This window comes from Segetibacter aerophilus (genome assembly GCF_007991655.1).
In the GTDB taxonomy this organism is placed as follows: domain Bacteria; phylum Bacteroidota; class Bacteroidia; order Chitinophagales; family Chitinophagaceae; genus Segetibacter; species Segetibacter aerophilus.
In genome coordinates this window covers 583,847-603,204 of the sequence record NZ_BJYT01000001.1, presented here as the reverse complement: position 1 = coordinate 603,204, position 19,358 = coordinate 583,847, and the positions used below count along the sequence as shown (strand labels likewise).

Here is a 19,358-nt window from a genome sequence, read left to right as displayed (position 1 = left end):
ATTCATCGTTTTCATTGCAAACACCTTGAATACTCCAAATAAATATCGCAACGGTTTAATGGTGTATCTACAAGTACAAGTGAGTGACACAACGATGTTGAAAGAAGATTGACAGCTCTGTAAAAAAATCATTACTTGTATATAGAAAAATCAACATAAGACGGCAAGGGTTTTGATTAACACTTTCAATACAATTTAAATTAAAAGTTATGGAGACAAGAAACAACGCAGATATAGACACAACAAAGGTGAGCCCGGTAGATACAAAAAGGTTTGAAGTGCAAGATAATAACGGGCACATCAGGGGAAGCAGGCAAGCGAACTCAAACGAGCAAGATGTTGAGGAACAACGCGGCCAGGAAGACAACAGTGAATACAACAAGCTCGACGATCGGGGCACTCTTGCCGGAAACGAGGCTAGTTAACCAAGAGCCTATTTTTAAGAAGCCAACATAAGAGGAGCAAAAATTCTTCTGCTCTTATGTTGGCTTTAATTTTCCGGGAAACCCACCAAGGGTAGCAATACATGAAACGTTGTTCCTTTTCCTACTTCGGTGTCAAACCAAATTCGGCCATTTGCTTTTTCAACTATTCCCTTACACATGGCTAAGCCGAGCCCGGTTCCTGAAGACTTTGTAGTAAAGTTTGGGGTAAAAATGTTCTTACATTTTTCTTCCGGTATTCCAATACCATGATCAATTATATCAACCTGCAATTTATTTGCGTTGATCGATTCATTTACCTTAATCTCTATTACTTCCTGCCCGTCTGAGGCTTCTATCGCATTTTGAAAAAGGTTGGTAAAAAGCCTGTTGATCTGTGTGCGGTCTGCACTAATCATTGCTTCTTGTGCAGGATGATTGAAATGAATTTCTACTCGTTCGTTGGCACCGTACAAATTGATCAAAGACTTAAGGATTTCGTTGACGTCGAAGCTTTCAATCTTTACATTGCCAATATTCGCAAACTGAGAAAAGTCAGAAGCAATCTTTGCAAGCTGGTCTATTTGTTCAACCAACGTAGCCGAGACAGTTTCAACCATCACCTGGCTATTAGGATTTTTCTCTTTTATAGCTCGTTGCATATATTGTATGCTTAGCTTCATAGGGGTAAGTGGATTTTTTATTTCGTGCGCTACTTGCCGCGCCATTTCGCGCCACGCCCCTTCCCTTTCGCTTTTTGCCAATGCCTTTGCGCTGTCTTCAAGTTTGCGAACCATTTTATTGTATTCATTAACCAAAGTGCCTATCTCGTCATTTGCGTTCCATGAAATTTCTTCGTTCGCTTTGCCAAGATTGATCTCCTTCATCTTGCTGCCGATGAGCGCAAACGAGCTCGTGATCCGGTTAGTTAACAATACCGAGATTGCACCCGCTATTACAAAAATGAAAGCGTTTAAAACAATCAGTGTTACAAGGAAATTTGAAATTTCCTGGTTCAGTTCCCTTTGAGTATTTAAATAGGGAACATTGAGGTAAGCATACAACTCGCCATTTTCATCTTTGATCGGAATGTACACACTGAGATAAGCAAAATTGCTCACCTTTTCCTCCTGTATCACCTGTATTTCATTATTGTTGTGAAGGCTATAATAAGCGGCAGGATCCATCATTCTACTTAAAATCCCCTTATTATACATGTAGGGCTGGGTAGAGACTTTTAAGTTTCCGTTGAGGTCAAAGAAGTTAGCATCTACGTTGTGTATCTCTGTAATCTCTTTAAAAGTTTTTTCAAGTTCACTGGCCGCACCAAGTTCATAGATCTGAATAGCATCATCGAAAATGCTGCGGTTTGCAACTTGTGTTTCAATTTCATCTCCAAGTGTTTTAATTGCTTTTACAAGCCTTTCTTCATTGGTGTGTTTAAATCTTGTGATGTAAAAAGAAATGGTGGCTATGCCAATAACGAGAAATGAAAATATGCTGATGAAAATAATAGCACTTTGTATCTGGTGCCTGAAATTTAGCTTTAATCCATTCTTCAAACCTTTATAACTAAACTTATACCTGATAAGAAAGCGACCAGTTTGAAACAAAACAATGATAAAAAGAAAAGAGCCAAACAGGTACGCAAACAAAGTAATGGACTCTATAAAAAAGGAAGCCTTCTTAACAATTATCACCATTTTATTGTTTCCTGCATTGTACCAAAGTTCATCAAAATCACCCTTACGTTGTTGTTTATACTCCTGTCTTAAAAGCAAATTTTTCGGTATGTAAGACAGGAAATTATAATCGCCTACACTACTAATCAACCTTCCCTTGCTGTACACGGCATACGTTCGATCAAGATCAAGTTCGGCATTCTTCACTTGTTTAAACAACTCGGGATAGAGCGCCTGGTTCTTATATTTTTTCGGCTCGGCCACAACGAAAAAGTATCCCAAGGTATTTTGAAGAGAGTCTTTTATCTCTTTTTTGTATAAAAAACTGAAACTATAAAAAGCATTTTCAAAATAAAACAAATCGCTGTAGGTCGTTCTCTTACCTCTCCCAATCAGTGTGTTCAGTGAGCCATAGGTGCTAGAGTCTTCATTGTATAAAGGGTGAAAGTTATTGTCAAACGTATATAAACGGGTATCGTATCGATTTAAGAATGTTGAAAAATTTTCGATAATAAGACTGTCTTTAATAACCTTATTTGAATTGTCGTAGTTAAAACGTTTATAGTTAGCCGTTAAAAATTCATCGTCAATATTGGTAATACCGATGCCCATCACAGTCTGGGCCATAGGGTCAGCTTCTTCAGCCACCGTCTCCGCTACCTGCTTTTGTTTTTCTAACTCTTTGAAATGATTTTGATAGATAATTAACCCGGAAATACTTGCGGCAAAGAATATCAGCCAGATCAAAAAGAAGGAAGAACGAAGGATAGGAATGTAAATATCTTCTTTCCTATAATCCATTATTCTTATATATGCAAGTAGCCAAATCAGCACAAATAAGTTGCTGGGTGCGGAGCTACTGTTAAGATGAATTGACAGGTATAAGAATCCCGCAATAGCTACAAAAAGATACTTTGCATAATCAGGACAATCAAGACATTTGTTGATAAACAGCAACGCGAAATGGCTAAACTGAAAAAAGGTTAAAACAATCAACCCGAGAATTATGAAACTTATAATCGTATAAATATTCAGCCTGAAAAAATCAGTTACATCAAAAGAAATCTGTGAATCCATTATTAAACTTCGGATAAGCTCTGCTGCAAGAAAAGACAGCGCGACTAAAAAGATCGATGACAGAAACGTAACGTTCCAACCCTTTCTTCCTCTTATATCAGGTACATCTCTGAAATTTTTTAGTGCAGCAACTTTTATAAAGCTTACAATCCAAAAAAGTAAAATGATGTTTATAAGCAAATCTCCCAGCGACGGATGTATACTATTCGAACCGTATACAAACGGATCGAACAAGTCAAGGTTCCTAAACTTAAATGGAAATGGGAATTTATAACTCGGCAATCGCAAAAGAAGAATGGATGCCGTAACAAATGCAAGTCCTTGAACCCAACCTCTCTTATTTACAATATCGAGCGCGCAAACATTTAGAAAGATCAACACAAAAATAATTGCGATAACTCTTAACGAAATGGACCAAACACCAGGGCTTCCTTCATTTATCCTTTTTTCCTTTTCCTTATCCCTTTCCTTCAAACCAAACAGTACTCTTCCTTCGCCATTTTTCACATAGAATTGCGCACCTGTGTCTACGAGTTGGTACCTGTTCTCAATATCTCCCAACGTCGGGTAACCGGACTGTAAGTATTTATTTTTGAAGAAATAATCCCAATGAAGCGGGATCACTCCGGCAACTATTATTTCCTTGCCTTTTAATAAGATTGTCTTTTTTACAAACTCAAACCTGCCGTTGTCGTAAGAGACGTAATGTTTACCATCGCTCCTAAGTAAGTCCTTTGTACCAGGAAGTACTTTATTGTTGTTCCAATAGTCGAGTAAGAAACTACCAACGTCGTTTCGGCTGTAGACAAAAAATGCAACATCTTCCCTTATATCACGAACAATTGCCTCAGGCTTATACTGGTTGTTTAGAATGGCACTTATTACCGCTGTGTCGGTCGCAAACTTTTCAAATTTCTTTTCGCTTTTAGCTATGAATGATTCCAGCTTCTTTTGAACTCTTTCGGGGGAAGATGTATAAAACCAATAATTGGAAAAAATAAAAGAAATGGTATATAGCCATGCAGCGATGATTAAGAGGTAACCATTTCTGTAAAAGCTTTTTTTTATAATTTCTATCACTTGGGTTTGTTACGTTTAATCTGGTTCCAGAGAGCATCCATTTCTACAAGAGACATTTCAGCAAGGGTAGCACCTTGCGCTGTAGCAGCTTCCTCCATCATTGTAAAGCGGGAAATAAATTTCTTATTAGTCTTTTCTAAAACGCCTTCCGCGTCGATCTGCAAAAAACGTGCATAATTTATCAGGCTAAACATCACGTCTCCAAACTCTTCTTCTATGTGTTCCTGGTCATTTTCCGCAACCGCTTCATGTAGTTCCTGTATTTCCTCTTCAACCTTTTTCCAAACATCTTCTTTGTTCTCCCATTCAAAACCAACCTGCCGCGCTTTATCTTGTATACGGATTGCTTTGACAACTGCAGGCAACGACTTGGGAACACCGCTCAACACCGATTTCTTTCCCTCCTGCATCTTTATTTGTTCCCAGTTCTTTTTTACATCCTCATCGTTGTCTACAGAAACATTACCATAGATATGTGGATGCCGCCTGATCAGCTTTTCGCTGATACCTTCCAATACATCCTGCAAAGTAAACTGTTGTTGCTCGGCTCCTATCTTAGCGTAAAATACCAGGTGCAGCATAATATCGCCTAATTCCTCCTTTATTCCCTTCCAGTCGCCTTCCGTTATAGCATCGGTCAGTTCATACGTTTCTTCAATTGTCAACGGTCGTAAAGTTTCTATTGTTTGCTTTTTATCCCACGGACATTTCTCGCGCAACTCATCCATCACCGACACCAGTTTCAAAAAGCTTGCTTCTAAAGACATAATTTATTTTTAATAGGAATTCGAATGCTCATTCGCTACTATAATTGCAAACACTGCACCTTAGATTGAGAAATTGTTTTTGCAAAGAAAGCACCTACAAGGTTTGATAGGCTTACTTTGAATACAATTGTACCTGTTAAAGATTGAATAAAAAAACTTACAACAACTCTCTCATTTGCAAGCAGGCAAATCAATGTTTTTTCCTTAACATCTCACCGTTTAATTTTGAGAGGTTCAAAAGTTACTTATGAAAAGCTTTTCATTCATTGGCCTTTTCCTTTTTTTATCTACTTGTCTAAATGCCCAATATTATTATCTCGATATTGTCGGTACCAAGCAAACCAATCAACAATACAAACTGCTAAGGGCTTTCCAATACAAACGAATTAATGCAACCAGCTTTGAAGGAAGCGAGCCTTCTAAAGATTTTGTGCTGGAGCAAACCATTACGAACGATGGTCAAAAAATTACTACGCGATCAGCCACTATCGGAAGTACCGAATCTTTTTTCATCAGTTATTATTCAAACAACAGGGTTGTAAAAACAGTGGATAGCAGCAGAAACGCCATCAACACGGTTAACTATGAATACGACAACACAGGAAAATTAGTGTCGACGAATACGAACAGTGTAGATTTTGATGGCACGTTTACAAGTTCAGAAATTCATAACTGGACTTACAACGAAAGAGGTTTACCCGAAAGAATGCTGAAGATCAGGAACAAGACCGATACAACTTTGGTGACTTTTGTTTTTGATGAGCAGGATAACGTTGCAGAAGAAAAATGGTCGAAAAACAATCGAACTACGGAGACCTACTATTATTACTACAACCCTAAAAAACTGTTGACGGATGTAGTTCGGTACAACAGGAAAGCCAAGGCAATGCTACCTGACTATATGTTTGAGTATGATAGCAAAGGGCATATTGTGCAGATGACACAAACGCAGAAGGGGAATGGAAACTACCTTGTTTGGAAGTATTTATATAACGATGATGGTATGAAACAAAAAGAGGTAGTTTTCAATAAACAAAAAGAAATGCTGGGACGGATAGAATACAGCTATCAATAAAAAACTACCCATAAACAGCAAAGGCCGGAAGAAATTCCGGCCTTTGCTGTTTTATATTTTATATGTCTCTTATCTCCATCCACCCCCAAGTGAACGATATAAGTCAACAGTTGCCTGGAACTGCTGCAGCCTGTCGTTAACCCGTCCTAATTGGGCTTGCAACAGAGACTGCCTTGCCTGGATGACCTCGGTATAAGTTGCAAAACCATTGCGAAGCAATTCCTGTGAATATTGAACCGACCTTTCCAAGGCATCTATTTGGTTTGAGCGAATAGTAACTTTTTCCAATGCTGCTTGATTCAGCGATACGGCATTTGAAACTTCCTGCCCTGCATTTAGCAAAGCATTTCTAAAATTTAAAAAACTAGCGTCCTGCTGTGCACGGGCTACAACAAGGTTAGTTCGGTTAAGCCGGCGATTAAAAATAGGTTGGGTTATTGCCGCGCCAACACTGGCGGCAATCGAAGTGGGGTTTACGATGTCCCATAAGGTAAGACTTGCAAAACCGGCAGACCCGTTAATAACCAAAGCAGGGTAAAATGCAGCACGGGCCACATTGGTGAGCTCAAAGGCATTTCTGTAAGCAAACTCGGCCTGCTGCACATCGGGACGGTTTGCCAGTAGTTGCGCCGGCACGCCTGTTGTTAACATTGGTAACGTTGCCTGTTGCAAAAGATTACCACGAAAAATGCTCGTGGGTGCATGGCCGAGAATGATACTAAGCGTATTTTCAGTTTCCCGAATACTTTGTTTAAGATCAGGAATGGTTACTTCTGCGGCATACCGTTGCGCCTCGCTTTGCACAACTGCAGCTTCTGTAACCCTTGCAGCTTCTTTCAAGGCCCGCATTGTTGTAACCGTTGTGTCCCAGTTAGAAACAGTTTGCTCAGTAATTAATAGTTGCTGATCCAAAGCTAGCAGTGTAAAATAAAAATTGGCAATACTACTTACCACGCCTGTTTGAACCGCTCTTGCCGCTGCCTGCGATTGCAAGAGGTTGGCGAGGTTCGCTCTTCGGCTGCTACCAAGTCGTCCCCAAATATCGGCCTCCCAGCTTGATGAAGCACCGAGTTGATAAGAGGTGATGGAAGGTCTTGCACCAAAACCCTGTCCCGCAGAAAACTTGGATCTCGTAACGCCAGCATTCGCATTTAATGTCGGTAAAAAGGCTGCCCGGCTCTGCTCAAAATAAGCTTCTGCCTGTGTTATTCGTGTATAGGCAGTTTGCAGGTCAATATTATTTGCAATTCCCTCGCGTATCAGCCGCTGCAAAGTGGTATCAGTAAACACCTCGTTCCAGCGAAGGTTAGCGAGCGAATTGGTATCAGTTGTATTTACATCCCGAAAAAGGTTCGTAGTGTTTACGTCAGGGGCCTGGTAGGTTTGCGTGACTTTGCACGACTCTATAGCAAGTGCCGTAAGGGAAATGATAAAAAAATATCTCAAATTCTTTGTGTTCATAGTTATTCTGTTAACCACTTTTTTATGCAATTTTTTTGTCGCAAACAATTTCACCCTGGTTAAGCATCGTTGCGTCGCACTCTTGTACGAATTAATTTTCTCAGCCTTTCTCTAGTTGTGCATCGGATATTTTTATTACAATTCCTCCTGCCCATTCCTTCTCTCCCACGGCTCAATCATTGTAAAAAGTACAAAAGAGTGACACAACAATGTTCCATTACGGTTTACTGTTTGTCAACAAAGCTTTTCTTATTGATTCTTTCTTTAATCGTTTTGTCAGTGTGTTGCCGATTCTAATTGTGCTCCTGCGCCTACACCGTCTTCTTCGGCAAGTGGTTCCATTTTTAACGGGCTTATTTTTTCCTGCAGCGTTTGGAAGATGATAAATAAGACCGGAATTACGAAAACACCAAAAATGGTTCCGATCAGCATACCGCCCACTGCACCTGTACCTATCGATCTGTTGCCTGTTGCCCCTGCACCACTTGATAGCATTAGCGGAACAAGTCCAAGAATAAAGGCAAATGAGGTCATTAGGATCGGCCGCAAGCGTGCCTGCGCACCTTCTAATGCAGACTCTACAATTGACATTCCTCTTCGCCTTCGCTCAACGGCAAACTCCACTATCAGGATTGCATTTTTTGCCAGCAAACCGACCAGCATGATCAGCGTGATTTGCAAATAAATATTGTTATTGACTCCAAATAATTGGGCGAAAATAAAGGCTCCGGCCAAACCAATCGGCAACGACAGCAATACCGCAAACGGCAGGATGTAGCTTTCGTACTGGGCACTCAACAGGAAATAGACAAACAACAGAACCAACGCAAAAATGAAAACTGTTTGTCCCCCCGCCGAAATCTCTTCGCGGGTAATTCCCGAGAATTCGTAGCCATAACCAGCCGGTAAAGTTTGGGCAGCCACTTCCTGAACGGCACGAATAGCATCACCCGAACTAAAACCGGGCTTAGGAGATCCATTGACCCCGATAGAAGTAAACAGGTTAAACCGTGAGATCGCTTGTGGACCATATACCCTGTCCAGCGATACAAATTCAGAGATAGGGGCCATTGTTCCGTTGGAATTTCTCACATAAATGTTGTTCATCCCTTCGGGGTTGGCCCTAAAAGAAGGTTCGGCCTGGTACATAACCCGGTACTGCTTACCAAACTGGTTGAAGTTGGATGCGTAAACGCCGCCATAATAACCCTGCATTGTTCCTAATACATCATTTACTGTCAGACCCGCTTCCTTCACCCTGGCTACATTTACATTGATCTGGTATTGAGGAAAATTAGGGTTAAACGACGTGGAAGCAAACTGTATTTCCGGACGTTGATTTAAAGCTCCCAGGAAGTCGTTGCTTACTTTAGTAAACTTACTTAGGTCGCCCCCGCTCCTATCTTGCAATTGAAATTCGAAGCCACCTGTAGTTCCGAAACCCTGTATGGTTGGAGGCGCAAAGAAGATAACTTTCGCATCTCTTACATTACCAGTTTTTGCAAACATTTTACCGATCAGCGCTTGCACATCCTGGCCTTTATTGGTCCGTTCGCTCCAATTCCGCAAACGCATAATCACCATTCCGTAATTACTACCTGTTCCACTAAGCATTCCTCTTCCCGTAATGCGTAAAATGTTTTCAACTTCCGGCATTGTTTGGGCAGCTTTGGCTACTTCAAGTGTTACCTGGTCGGTACGCTCCATAGAAGCACCCGGAGGCAAACTGATGTCTGACATAATAGTTCCCATGTCTTCATTTGGAACAAAACCTGACGGAGTTTTTTCGAGGAGAAAGTAGAAAATGCCGCTAAAAAGTAAGATCCCACCAATTGCCAGGTATTTCTTTCTCGCCAGAAACGAAACTGATTTTTTGTACTTCTGCGTCGTGGTTTCAAAAGCTGTATTAAAGGCTGTATAAAAACGTTGAATGAAATTCTTTTTCTTATGTCCTTCTTCGTGCGGCTTCAGAAAAATAGCACATAAAGCAGGGCTCAGTGTAAGGGCGTTAACAGCAGACAGAATGATTGCAATAGCTAGGGTAAGTCCAAATTGTTTATAAAACACGCCAGCTGACCCTGTGATAAAACTTACCGGAATAAACACGGCTGCCATCACCAGCGTAATTGACACAATCGCTCCCGATATTTCGCTCATTGCATCTATCGTGGCTTTTCGTGCAGACTTATACCCCTGGTCTAATTTAGCATGGACCGCTTCGACTACTACAATTGCGTCGTCCACTACGATACCAATTGCGAGCACCATGGCAAACAGTGTAAGCAGATTAATGGTAAATCCGAAAACGCCAAGGAAAAAGAAAGTACCTACAATCGCAACAGGAACTGCGATAGCAGGAATAAGTGTTGAACGAAAATCCTGCAGGAAAACAAACACCACAACAAATACAAGAATGAATGCTTCTATCAGGGTATGAATTACCTTTTCGATAGACGCATCGAGGAAGTCGTTTACGTTAATAAGATTTACGTAATGCACACCGGCAGGAAAAGATTTGGAAGCATTATTTAGCACACCCAGCGTTCCTTCGATAACCTCTTTTGCATTAGAACCTGCTGTCTGCGCAATGGCAACACCGATAGATTGTTTTCCGTTTGTTTTAGTTGTACTTGAATAACTAAGAGCACCTAATTCAATTCTCGCAATGTCTCTTAAACGCAGTAGTTGTCCGTTGCCAACTGACCGGATCACGATGTCTCCAAACTCGTTAGAGTTTTTAAGCCGACCGCGGTATTTAATGGTATATTGAAAAGACTGTTGCCCCTGTTCGCCGAATTGGCCGGGCGCTGCTTCGACGTTTTGTTCAGCCAGGGCAGCATTGATGTCCGATGGCACAAGTCCATAGGAAGCCATCACATCTGGCTTTAGCCATATACGCATCGAATATTCCATTTGGCCAAATACAGTGGCGTCACCAACACCGGGAATACGTTTAATTTGGGGGATCAGGTTGATGGTCGCGTAGTTTTGCAAAAACGTTTGGTCGTAAGCAGGCACGTCGCTGTAAAGCGAAAAAATAACAAGGTTGCTACTTTGTCTTTTTACGGTGGTTACACCTGCACGGGTTACTTCTGCCGGCAATAAACTGGTCGCGCGCGATACGCGGTTTTGAACGTTTACTGCGGCAAGATCAGGGTTTGTTCCTAGCTTGAAATTGACGGTAATGTTGGCAGTACCATCGTTACCTGCCGTTGAAGTCATGTAAGTCATGTTCTCCACACCGTTGATTTGCTCCTCGAGGGGAACGACGACGCTGTTTAATACCACGTCTGCGTTTGCTCCCTGGTAGGATGCTGACACCTGTACAGTTGGTGGCGCAATATCGGGGTACTGGGAAATCGGCAACGACGTTAGCCCTAAGATGCCGAGCATGACGATGATAATTGATATCACCGTTGACAACACCGGCCTTTCTATAAATCTTCTTAGCATAAAATATTTGAGGTATAATGTATTGTAATTCGATTATTGTTTTTCCAGGCGTATCGTGTTCTTCGATCCATGAAATAGTTTGATCCTTTACTGTTGGAAAAGACAAAACAGTTGAATTTTGAAGAGTTGCGTGATAGAGGAAAGTACAAGTGTGCGACGCAACGAAGAAAATAGTAGCACTACTGTTGGCTGCCGAAAACTCCCTCTATCGTTAACTCATCTCATCTCTTCACTTCACATCATTTACGCTTTAAAAAACCTTATTTCAATAACGCCTGGTAAACGCTGTCTGCATTTATTTCTCTTGGTTTAATTGGGGCGCCTTCCTTCAAACTTGCCACCCCTTCCAGTACTACCTTCTCACCAGGTCTTACTCCTTCCAAAACCACAAAATATTGCCCATTTCCTGTTTCCATCACCTTTATCTCAGCACTTCTTACGGTTCCTGTGCTTTCAACTACGTACACGAATTTCTTTCCCTGTATTTCGAATGTGGCCTTCTGCGGAATAAGGATCGCAGAATCAACCGTACGAGGAATTCTTACAACACCGCTGCTACCACTTCTAACTATGTTTCCGGGATTTGGGAAAGTAGCCCTAACGCTTACTGATCCGGTTTCTGTGTTAATTAAACCACTCGCTGTTTCTATTCTACCTTTTTGCGGAAATTCTGAACCAGTTGAAAGCATAAGCGTAACAGGCGGAATGCGCTCAAGCCGTTGCTTTAATGTTGTGCCGGGACTGGCATGTGCAAAATCAAGGGCTTGTTTCTCGTTGATTGAAAAATAAGCGTATATATTTCCAATATTTGAAACAGTGGTGAGAGGTTGAACCGTGTTACTGCTAACAAGGCTACCAATTTTATAAGGTATAGTACCAACAACTCCATTTACCGGGCTGGTGATTGAAGTATACCCCAAATTTGTTCTTGCATTTGCGAGTGTAGCTCTTGCCTGGGCAAGTTCTGCCTGGCGAGCCTGCATAGTGTATTCAGCGGACTCTAACTCGTAGCGGCTTATAATATTCTTTTCCACCAGCGGTCGCACCTTGTTTACCTGCATTTGGGCGGCATTTACATTTGCCTGTGCAATTTTAATGTCGGCCTGCGCTGTTCTAACTTGTTGTTCGTACTGCGGAGCACTAATACGAAAAAGAGGTTGTCCCCTTCTAACAGTAGCACCTTCGTCGACATAAATTGTTTGAATGTAGCCATCGATCTTTGGTCTGATCTCGATGTTTTGCTGTCCCTGAACCGTTGCAGGATAATCTGAAAACAGCGTAGTGGTTCGGGTGGCAACAGTTAGTACAGGATAATCTTTTATCTGATTTGCCAGTGCACCGGCAGCGCCTCCGGGTGCCGCCCCAGGTTTTTGGTCTTTGTTTCCTCCACAAGACCCAAGAAGGAGTATTATAGATGATAGTAATGGAACTGAAACAAGGTGTACTCTTTTTCTCATAATGAATAAAAATTAACGTAAGTCCGGTGCATCTCTAAATATCAAACCAGATTAATATGTTTATTGCTTTAAAAAATATATCTATTTTAAAAAAAGCATTGAAATAATGTTCTTTTTACGCTCAAGTAAAATCTTATTGTAGCCCTGGTCAGTCAGATCAAACATCTTCAGATAAATAGGTCTTGCTACAAATGGATATGCCATCAAAGCAAAAAGGTTAATAAAAAAGTTCAAAGGCTTCATCTCGGCAATGCTTCCTTTTTCCATTTCTGATTGAATTTCTTTGAGAAAATTTTTCAAACGCTCCTTCCCGCCCGGTAAGCCTGTAAACATTTCCTCGTACTTGTCAGGGTGTTGATTCAGATGGAGTGCAATGAAAGTTTCTAAGTAAGGCGATTTGATTAGCTCTTCGTAAAACACATTTACAAGGTTCTCGACTTTCATTTTAAAAGGCAGGCCAGAGCCTAGTACTTCGTGTAAACGCTCTCTCAATTTTGTAAGCGCTTCTTTAAAAACCATATTGAACAATACATCCCGCGAGCGGAAATAATAATGCAACAAAGTTCGGTTAACCCCAGCCGCATCCGCAATGTCTTGCGTGGTTGCCGACATTTTACCCTCAGTAATAAAAATACGTTTAGCCGTATCCTTAATCAATTGCTCCGTCTTACAGTCTTTAACCGGCATTTACAGTTATGTTTGACAAAATTGTTAAACAAAGGTAATTGGAGTTGGTTTAATAAAAAGCAAAAAAAATAAAAGAGGCGATGCTGAGAGAAGTAATGCGTTCTTTTTCTTTTGTCTTTTTCTGCTACGCAACATTCATTTGAACCGACAATGCTGTGTCTAAGACTTCATCGATTGCCTCCTTTACTTCTTCAATAGTCACATCGGCAACCATAGAAGTATTGTGGTCACAAGTGCTTGCTGTTTCATTAAATTTAAAAGACGACAGATCACATAAAGGACAATTTAAAGTCCACGATAAGAGGTTTCGATTGAGGGTGGTTGTCATAGGAGCCGCGTTGATAATATTCGCGCACCAGAAAATGCCGACAGAAGGTTTTTGCAAAGCCCTGGCAACGTGCAAAGGACCGGTATCGTTTGATATGATTATATCAGCAAATGATAACAAGCCGGTCGTTCCACCGAGCGATAGCTTGTCGGAGAGATCCTGAACACAGTCTTTATAAACTACATTGTTTATAACAGCGTCTACAATCTCCCGTTCCCAGGCAAGACCGGTTATGCAAACATGAAAACCAAGTTCAGCAAGATGATCTGCAATTCTTGCAAAATTTTCTCCCGGCCAACGTCTCCTGATATCACTTGCGCCGGGATGAATGATAGCGACCGGTTTCGCAGCTGGATTTTTAACTACCTGCCTTGCCTCCTCAATATCCTTTTCTATTACCGAAATTGACGGTTGAATGTTTCTTGTTTTAGCACCTACCCGACCCACCACTTCAAGATATCTCATGGTCTCGTTGAAGTAATAAACATAAGGCACATTGATATCAAGCGCTGCAGCATCAGGTGTCTTAAGGCCAACGGTAGTTTTAGCACCCAGTCTTAGCAAGAAAGGATTAGAGTTGCGGCCGCCCCCATGTAACTGAAAAGCAAGGTCAAAACTTTCATTCTGCATTTCTGAAAAAAACTTTGACAACTCCTCTTCATCAGGAATGTAACCTTCTCGCTCGCTGATACCGGGGTATAAAGGAACTACCACTACCCGATCTACCGGTCCGGGACGCATGGCTAAATATTCTTTGTGCCATTGTCTCCCCAACAAAACAATTTCTGCATCTGCAAATGTTTCTCTAAGTGCCTGCAAAGCAGGTAAAACAAAAATGTAATCGCCAAGGGCATTGGCTCTTAAAACGGCTATCTTCTTTATCATCACTGTCTGCTGATCATATTTCAGACCATAGTAGTAATTATTATAATACAACTCATTATAAAGGTCTTCCGTGAAAACTTTAGTACTCTTAGCAAACGCTCACTCACTTTGTGTGCAAACGTTTCATCAACTTTAACCGAGTTGTAGAAGAGTTTGAATGTTTTATGGATGGATTTCAAAATAGACTGAAACCAGCTAGTGCGGGCTACTGCAGAGAATACTATAGAAAAAACCAGGCAAAGTGCTGTACTTTTTGAGGACAACACTTTGCCTGGTTAGAAGCAGTTCTATTTATAATTACGCAAACATTGGCGAGTTTGAGTTGCAAATTCCTTCGAGGTCAGCCTTCGCAACTACATGTCCTTCCATTTGTTGCTCAACTATATCTCTCTCGCTAGCTGCAGGTAGATCTAATTCAATACCCAGCGCAAACAGCCGGTAACGGTAGTGATGTATTCCTTCAAAATACTTTGGGCAAGGGCCTTCGTAACCATGTGTGTGATTATTTGCCAAACCTTCCACAGCACCTTGAGGAACTTCGCCTTCTTTTATCTCCGTCGTTGTAACAGGAATGTTGAATAACATCCAGTGCGTCCACAGGGGAGCTGAATTCAAATCTTCAAAAATCAGGACAAGACTTTTGGCTTCCTCCGGCACTTCATCTATGAAAAGAGGTGGATTAACATTGGGTCCAAAGCAGGTATAGTTCTTAGGAATTTCTGTAGCGTGATCGAAAACACTTTTTATTGTCATGTTATAATTTTTTCTGGTTAAGGTGGTCTTATAAATTTATAAAACAGCTATCAATCTGCTGGTGATGTCTTTTATGTCTGCATGTTCGTAGGTGTCGATAATGAGGTCGGCAGCATATAGTTGTTCTGCATTGTGTGTTTCAGTAATAGCTACACATTTCATGTTTGCACTTTTTGCGGCAGATACTCCAATCGGTCCATCTTCAATAACCATACAATCTTCAGGTCTAAGTCCGAGCCTTTCTGCTGCAAGAAGAAATATATCAGGGGCTGGCTTACCGTGAGTCACCTCGTTACCGGTAACGACTGCGTCGAAATATTGAAGGAAGTTTAGTTGCTCTAAAACCATCTGCATCTTTTCTTTTCTTGAACTGGTAGCGAGTGCAACTTTTACGCTGTATTGATCGAGGCTCTTTAAAAAGGTCTCTGCAGCAAATACAGGTTTAATAGGATTTTCATTTACATACTCAACAAAATAATCAAACTTCTCTTTGAGTATTCTTTTGATATCCTGTTCGTCACTAAAGCCAATTTCGTTTTTTATAACGTCTGCGCTTTTAACGCCCAGCATCGGTGCATATTTCTCAAAAGGAAGTTCCTGGTTGTAATCATTAAACACCTTCTCCCATGCCCTGTAATCTGCCTCAGTACTTTCTAATAAAGTTCCATCCATGTCGAAGATGACACCTTTAAAAGGAAGCATTTCAGCAGTTTCATTTGAAGAAAGGGTGGTTTCGAAATTTTCGTTCATTAAAAAATTGGTATTAAGAATTTCAGCTTGGTTTAAAAATTTTTAGCCATGCTTTAAAAAGGCGAAGTAATACTTTTTTAATAAATTTTACAGAAGAAAGAAATTTATAGAGGCGTTTGCATAGGCCTTCCGTTGTTCAAATTTCGCGTGGAGAAATGAGAAATTTTCTCTACAATCCTTTTTAGTAAAAAGAAATCTATTTTATTTTATATTAATAACAGTAGTTGGCGTTACCACAACGCATGAGGCAGCAAGGCATAATATTTTTCTTATAATGAATGAGTTACGAAAGGATAAAATGAAGACTTAGAAGAAAATGTTGCAATCCGAAGACAAATTAAAAAACGTACAGAAAATAGCAGTTTTAAGGGCAAATGCTTTAGGAGATTTTATCGTTACACTTCCCGCTTTAAAAGCGTTACGCACAACCTATCCCAACGCAGAAATTGTTCTTCTAGGTAAGTCATGGCATCAGCAATTCTTAGCGAAGGGTCGTTCGCCAATTGACCGGGTCGTTGTTGTGCCTGTAAAAAAAGGCATTAGAAATGAAGCAGGTGAAGCGGAAGATTTGAATGAAATTGATGCATTTTTGGCGCAAATGCGAAATGAGCATTTTGATGTTGTTTTGAACTTCCAGGGAAATGGCATTTCGGCAAATCCTTTCATCAAACAATTTGGAGCAAGATTAACGGTTGGACTGACCTGTGAAAAAGCCGAAAAGCTAGACAGATCTATAGACTATTACTATTATCAAAGTGAGGTAATCCGGTTTCTAGAGGTGGTAAAACTGGTAGGAGCCGAAACCCCTTCACTAGAACCAGAGCTTCAGGTTTTAGCGACAGACAGAGATGAAGTAAAGAGCTTTTTGTCAACCTTGCAAAATCAGCCTTTTATTGTTCTTCACCCGGTTGCAATGGATACCAGGCGCATGTGGCCTCTAGAAAATTATGGAGGGCTTGCCGATGCCCTTAGACAACGAAATTTGGAAGTTGTCTTTACTGGAGCTGCCGAAGACAGGCAGGTAATAGACGATATAATTGATACAATGAATTACACCGCTGTGAATGCTTGTGGTAATTTTAGTTTGGGCGGACTTTCTGCCTTGTTATCGCAAGCAGCAGTAATGATCGCGGCCGATACGGGCCCGCTTCATTTGGCAAGAGCAGTCAACACTCCTACGATTGGTTTTTATTGGGCTCCTAACCTTATTAACTGGGGACCGCTTACGCGAACTATTCATCGCCCTTTGATTTCCTGGAAAATGGAGTGTCCCATTTGTGGTATTGTGCCCAATGATCCTTATCCTTTTGAACCGCAAACTGAAAGCTGTGATCACCCGGTTTCTTTTACAAGAGACATTTCAATTGAACAAGTTCTCAAGGCAGTCGATGGTTTGCTTCCACAAGAAAACAGCATTGATAAAAGTACCAACATTCGAACTGTTGAGATGAACGCGATTAGCAGTTGAAAGTCGTTTCGACGCTTTTGTCTGCTAGTAGCGTTGCGGGAAAATTATTGGCAAAAAGTAAAAAAGCCTTTGAAAAAGCACAAACTAAGAAGAATAAAAAGATAAAGTACAAGTGTGCGACGCAAGAGAAGCTGAAGAGAGATACGGAGCCGGCTGAATAAGAATAATAAAATTGACTACATCACTAAAACTACACTAGAACATCGGACTTATGAAACCATTACGAGTATTAACATGGCACATTCACGGAAGTTATTTGTACTACCTGACACAGACTTCCTGCACTTTTTACTTACCCAAGAAAAACAGCACAGAAGAAGGTTATGGTGGCAGAACACCAAGCTTTCCCTGGGGTGATAATGTGATTGACGTTCCGGCCGAGGATGTAAAAAACATTGAGTTTGACTGCATCTTGTTTCAGTCAAAAAAGAATTATCTCGAAGATCAATATACCATACTGAGCGAAGAGCAAAGGGCGTTGCCTAAAATTTATCTAGAGCATGACCCGCCTCGGGAAGTGCCGACCGATACGAAGCATGTTGTGGACGATGCAAACATGTTACTGGTTCACGTCACCCATTTTAATAACCTGATGTGGGATAATAATCAAACTCCATCTACTGTAATTGACCATGGTGTAATAGTTGATAAACAGGTGCAGTATACCGGCGAACTTAACAAGGGGATCGTAGTAATTAATGGAATAGTAAAAAGAGGCAGACGATTAGGTTATGACGTGTTTAGAAAAGTAAGCGAAAAAATTCCGTTGGATATAGTAGGAATGTTTTCGGAGGATGCCGGTGGATTAGGAGAAATTAATAACAGGGAGCTTTCATCGTTTATAGCAAAATACCGCTTCTTCTTTAATCCGATTAGGTATACGAGTCTTGGCCTTTCGGTCTGTGAAGCTATGATGACCGGAGTACCTGTTGTCGGACTGGCCACTACTGAAATGGTGGTTACAGTAAAGAACGATTACTCAGGATATGTACATACGGATGTTGACTTTCTGATCGAAAAGATGCAGATGCTTTTAGACGACCACGAAAAGGCGATGGAACTGGGAAGGGGCGCACAAGCATATGCCAATGAAAGATTTAATATAGAGCGTTTCAAGCAGGATTGGCTAAACACTTTTGAGAAAGTAATCAGCCAGGCTTCTGCCAAAAAGAACAGGTTATACAGGGTTGCTTAAAAAATTTTATAGACATAAATTTTAAAAACAAAACAAACAACTCAAAAGAGAATTATGAGCACTGTAAATGGAAAAGTTATACTGGTAACAGGCGGGGGACAAGGATTAGGAGCCGCAATCTGCAGATCACTTGCAGCGGATGGAGCTACTGTAATACCAGTAGACGTAAAACCCGACAACCTTACAAAAATTACAGAAGAAATTAAAGGCACTGGCGGACAGATTGAAGGTTTTCAAATGAACGTGGCAGACGTGAATAACGTGGAAGAGGTTATCAATAAGATAATTGACAAATACAAAAAAATCGATGCGGTTATAAATAACGCAGGTATAGATTATACGTTGGCTATTGATGAAATAAGTAATAATCAATTTCAGCAGGTAATTGATGTAAACCTTGTAGGACCATTCAACGTATCGAAGGCTATTTATGCTCATTTTAAATCTAATGGTGCAGGTCATATTGTGAACATTGCGTCAACTGCTTCTAAAAGAGCATGGCCAAATGCATCCGCTTATCATGCAAGTAAATGGGGGTTGTTAGGCCTTAGCCATGCTTTACATGCAGAACTTAGAAAAGACAAGATAAAAGTTACAGCAGTGGTTGCAGGTGGTATGCAAACACCGTTCATCCTGGAGCGTTTTCCAGATACTCCGTTAAACGTGTTGCAGGATCCTAAAGAAGTAGCAGATACTGTAAAATTTGTATTGTGCATGCCAGCGACTTCTGTGATACCCGAAGTAATGGTAGTGCCAATGACAGAGACTTCCTGGCCGTAGAGGAGATGATGGGTGCAGATGACAGTTGACAGAAAAAG

General features: G+C 40.9%; 14 protein-coding genes. 5 read left to right on the top strand and 9 right to left on the bottom strand.

The features are described 5' to 3' along the window. Window positions 1–209 precede the first annotated feature (209 nt). On the top strand, window positions 210–425 hold the full coding sequence (locus SAE01_RS02550) for a hypothetical protein (protein ID WP_147201952.1): 216 nt from the start codon (window positions 210–212) through the stop codon (window positions 423–425). Between the two features lie 65 nt (window positions 426–490). Here the strand turns inward: SAE01_RS02550 and SAE01_RS02545 are convergent, their stop codons facing one another. Together SAE01_RS02545 and mazG are read right to left on the bottom strand one after the other, a co-directional pair. Beyond that, window positions 491–4,261 (bottom strand): sensor histidine kinase, encoded by a 3,771-nt coding sequence (locus tag SAE01_RS02545; RefSeq protein WP_147201951.1) that lies wholly within the window; start codon window positions 4,259–4,261, stop codon window positions 491–493. Then, entirely contained in the window at window positions 4,258–5,028 is a 771-nt protein-coding gene (gene mazG, locus SAE01_RS02540; protein WP_147201950.1) for a nucleoside triphosphate pyrophosphohydrolase, read from the bottom strand. The genes SAE01_RS02545 and mazG overlap by 4 nt, the downstream gene beginning before the upstream one ends. A 247-nt stretch (window positions 5,029–5,275) precedes the next feature. Between mazG and SAE01_RS02535 the strand changes: the two genes are divergently transcribed. Then, window positions 5,276–6,103: a hypothetical protein gene (locus SAE01_RS02535; RefSeq protein ID WP_147201949.1), complete on the top strand. Its 828-nt coding sequence runs from the start codon at window positions 5,276–5,278 to the stop codon at window positions 6,101–6,103. Window positions 6,104–6,172: 69 nt separating this feature from the next. On the opposite strand, the gene SAE01_RS02530 is transcribed toward SAE01_RS02535, so the two are convergent. The 7 genes from SAE01_RS02530 to SAE01_RS02500 all read right to left on the bottom strand — a co-directional run bounded on the left by SAE01_RS02530 (window position 6,173) and on the right by SAE01_RS02500 (window position 15,877). After that, a complete protein-coding gene (locus tag SAE01_RS02530; protein ID WP_147201948.1) occupies window positions 6,173–7,564 on the bottom strand; it encodes an efflux transporter outer membrane subunit in 1,392 nt (463 codons plus the stop codon). A 276-nt stretch (window positions 7,565–7,840) separates the two neighbouring features. Beyond that, window positions 7,841–11,017: an efflux RND transporter permease subunit gene (locus SAE01_RS02525; RefSeq protein ID WP_147201947.1), complete on the bottom strand. Its 3,177-nt coding sequence runs from the start codon at window positions 11,015–11,017 to the stop codon at window positions 7,841–7,843. Window positions 11,018–11,277: 260 nt separating this feature from the next. Next, window positions 11,278–12,474 (bottom strand): efflux RND transporter periplasmic adaptor subunit, encoded by a 1,197-nt coding sequence (locus tag SAE01_RS02520; protein ID WP_147201946.1) that lies wholly within the window; start codon window positions 12,472–12,474, stop codon window positions 11,278–11,280. Window positions 12,475–12,555: 81 nt separating this feature from the next. After that, a complete protein-coding gene (locus tag SAE01_RS02515) occupies window positions 12,556–13,161 on the bottom strand; it encodes a TetR/AcrR family transcriptional regulator (RefSeq protein WP_147201945.1) in 606 nt (201 codons plus the stop codon). 124 nt (window positions 13,162–13,285) lie between these two features. After that, window positions 13,286–14,374 carry a glycosyltransferase family 9 protein gene (locus SAE01_RS02510; protein WP_147201944.1) on the bottom strand — a complete coding sequence of 363 codons (1,089 nt, stop codon included), beginning with the start codon at window positions 14,372–14,374 and terminating at the stop codon, window positions 13,286–13,288. A gap of 297 nt (window positions 14,375–14,671) precedes the next feature. Beyond that, complete coding sequence (locus SAE01_RS02505) at window positions 14,672–15,127, bottom strand: YbhB/YbcL family Raf kinase inhibitor-like protein (RefSeq protein ID WP_147201943.1); 456 nt, start codon at window positions 15,125–15,127, stop codon at window positions 14,672–14,674. 36 nt (window positions 15,128–15,163) lie between these two features. Then, a complete protein-coding gene (locus tag SAE01_RS02500; protein ID WP_147201942.1) occupies window positions 15,164–15,877 on the bottom strand; it encodes an HAD family hydrolase in 714 nt (237 codons plus the stop codon). Between the two features lie 316 nt (window positions 15,878–16,193). Between SAE01_RS02500 and SAE01_RS02495 the strand changes: the two genes are divergently transcribed. The 3 genes from SAE01_RS02495 to SAE01_RS02485 all read left to right on the top strand — a co-directional run bounded on the left by SAE01_RS02495 (window position 16,194) and on the right by SAE01_RS02485 (window position 19,320). Next, window positions 16,194–17,345 carry a glycosyltransferase family 9 protein gene (locus SAE01_RS02495; protein ID WP_147201941.1) on the top strand — a complete coding sequence of 384 codons (1,152 nt, stop codon included), beginning with the start codon at window positions 16,194–16,196 and terminating at the stop codon, window positions 17,343–17,345. Window positions 17,346–17,556: 211 nt separating this feature from the next. Then, a complete protein-coding gene (locus SAE01_RS02490) occupies window positions 17,557–18,540 on the top strand; it encodes a glycosyltransferase (protein WP_147201940.1) in 984 nt (327 codons plus the stop codon). A gap of 54 nt (window positions 18,541–18,594) precedes the next feature. Beyond that, window positions 18,595–19,320: an SDR family oxidoreductase gene (locus tag SAE01_RS02485; protein WP_147201939.1), complete on the top strand. Its 726-nt coding sequence runs from the start codon at window positions 18,595–18,597 to the stop codon at window positions 19,318–19,320. Window positions 19,321–19,358: the final 38 nt, after the last annotated feature.

What these genes read in the sequence shown, in the direction of transcription:
- SAE01_RS02550 (WP_147201952.1), top strand. Translation starts at nt 210, where the DNA reads ATGGAGACAAGAAACAACGCAGATATAGACACAACAAAGGTGAGCCCG.
- mazG (WP_147201950.1), bottom strand. Translation starts at nt 5,028, where the DNA reads ATGTCTTTAGAAGCAAGCTTTTTGAAACTGGTGTCGGTGATGGATGAG.
- SAE01_RS02535 (WP_147201949.1), top strand. Translation starts at nt 5,276, where the DNA reads ATGAAAAGCTTTTCATTCATTGGCCTTTTCCTTTTTTTATCTACTTGT.
- SAE01_RS02530 (WP_147201948.1), bottom strand. Translation starts at nt 7,564, where the DNA reads ATGAACACAAAGAATTTGAGATATTTTTTTATCATTTCCCTTACGGCA.
- SAE01_RS02525 (WP_147201947.1), bottom strand. Translation starts at nt 11,017, where the DNA reads ATGCTAAGAAGATTTATAGAAAGGCCGGTGTTGTCAACGGTGATATCA.
- SAE01_RS02520 (WP_147201946.1), bottom strand. Translation starts at nt 12,474, where the DNA reads ATGAGAAAAAGAGTACACCTTGTTTCAGTTCCATTACTATCATCTATA.
- SAE01_RS02515 (WP_147201945.1), bottom strand. Translation starts at nt 13,161, where the DNA reads ATGCCGGTTAAAGACTGTAAGACGGAGCAATTGATTAAGGATACGGCT.
- SAE01_RS02510 (WP_147201944.1), bottom strand. Translation starts at nt 14,374, where the DNA reads ATGATAAAGAAGATAGCCGTTTTAAGAGCCAATGCCCTTGGCGATTAC.
- SAE01_RS02505 (WP_147201943.1), bottom strand. Translation starts at nt 15,127, where the DNA reads ATGACAATAAAAAGTGTTTTCGATCACGCTACAGAAATTCCTAAGAAC.
- SAE01_RS02500 (WP_147201942.1), bottom strand. Translation starts at nt 15,877, where the DNA reads ATGAACGAAAATTTCGAAACCACCCTTTCTTCAAATGAAACTGCTGAA.
- SAE01_RS02495 (WP_147201941.1), top strand. Translation starts at nt 16,194, where the DNA reads ATGTTGCAATCCGAAGACAAATTAAAAAACGTACAGAAAATAGCAGTT.
- SAE01_RS02490 (WP_147201940.1), top strand. Translation starts at nt 17,557, where the DNA reads ATGAAACCATTACGAGTATTAACATGGCACATTCACGGAAGTTATTTG.
- SAE01_RS02485 (WP_147201939.1), top strand. Translation starts at nt 18,595, where the DNA reads ATGAGCACTGTAAATGGAAAAGTTATACTGGTAACAGGCGGGGGACAA.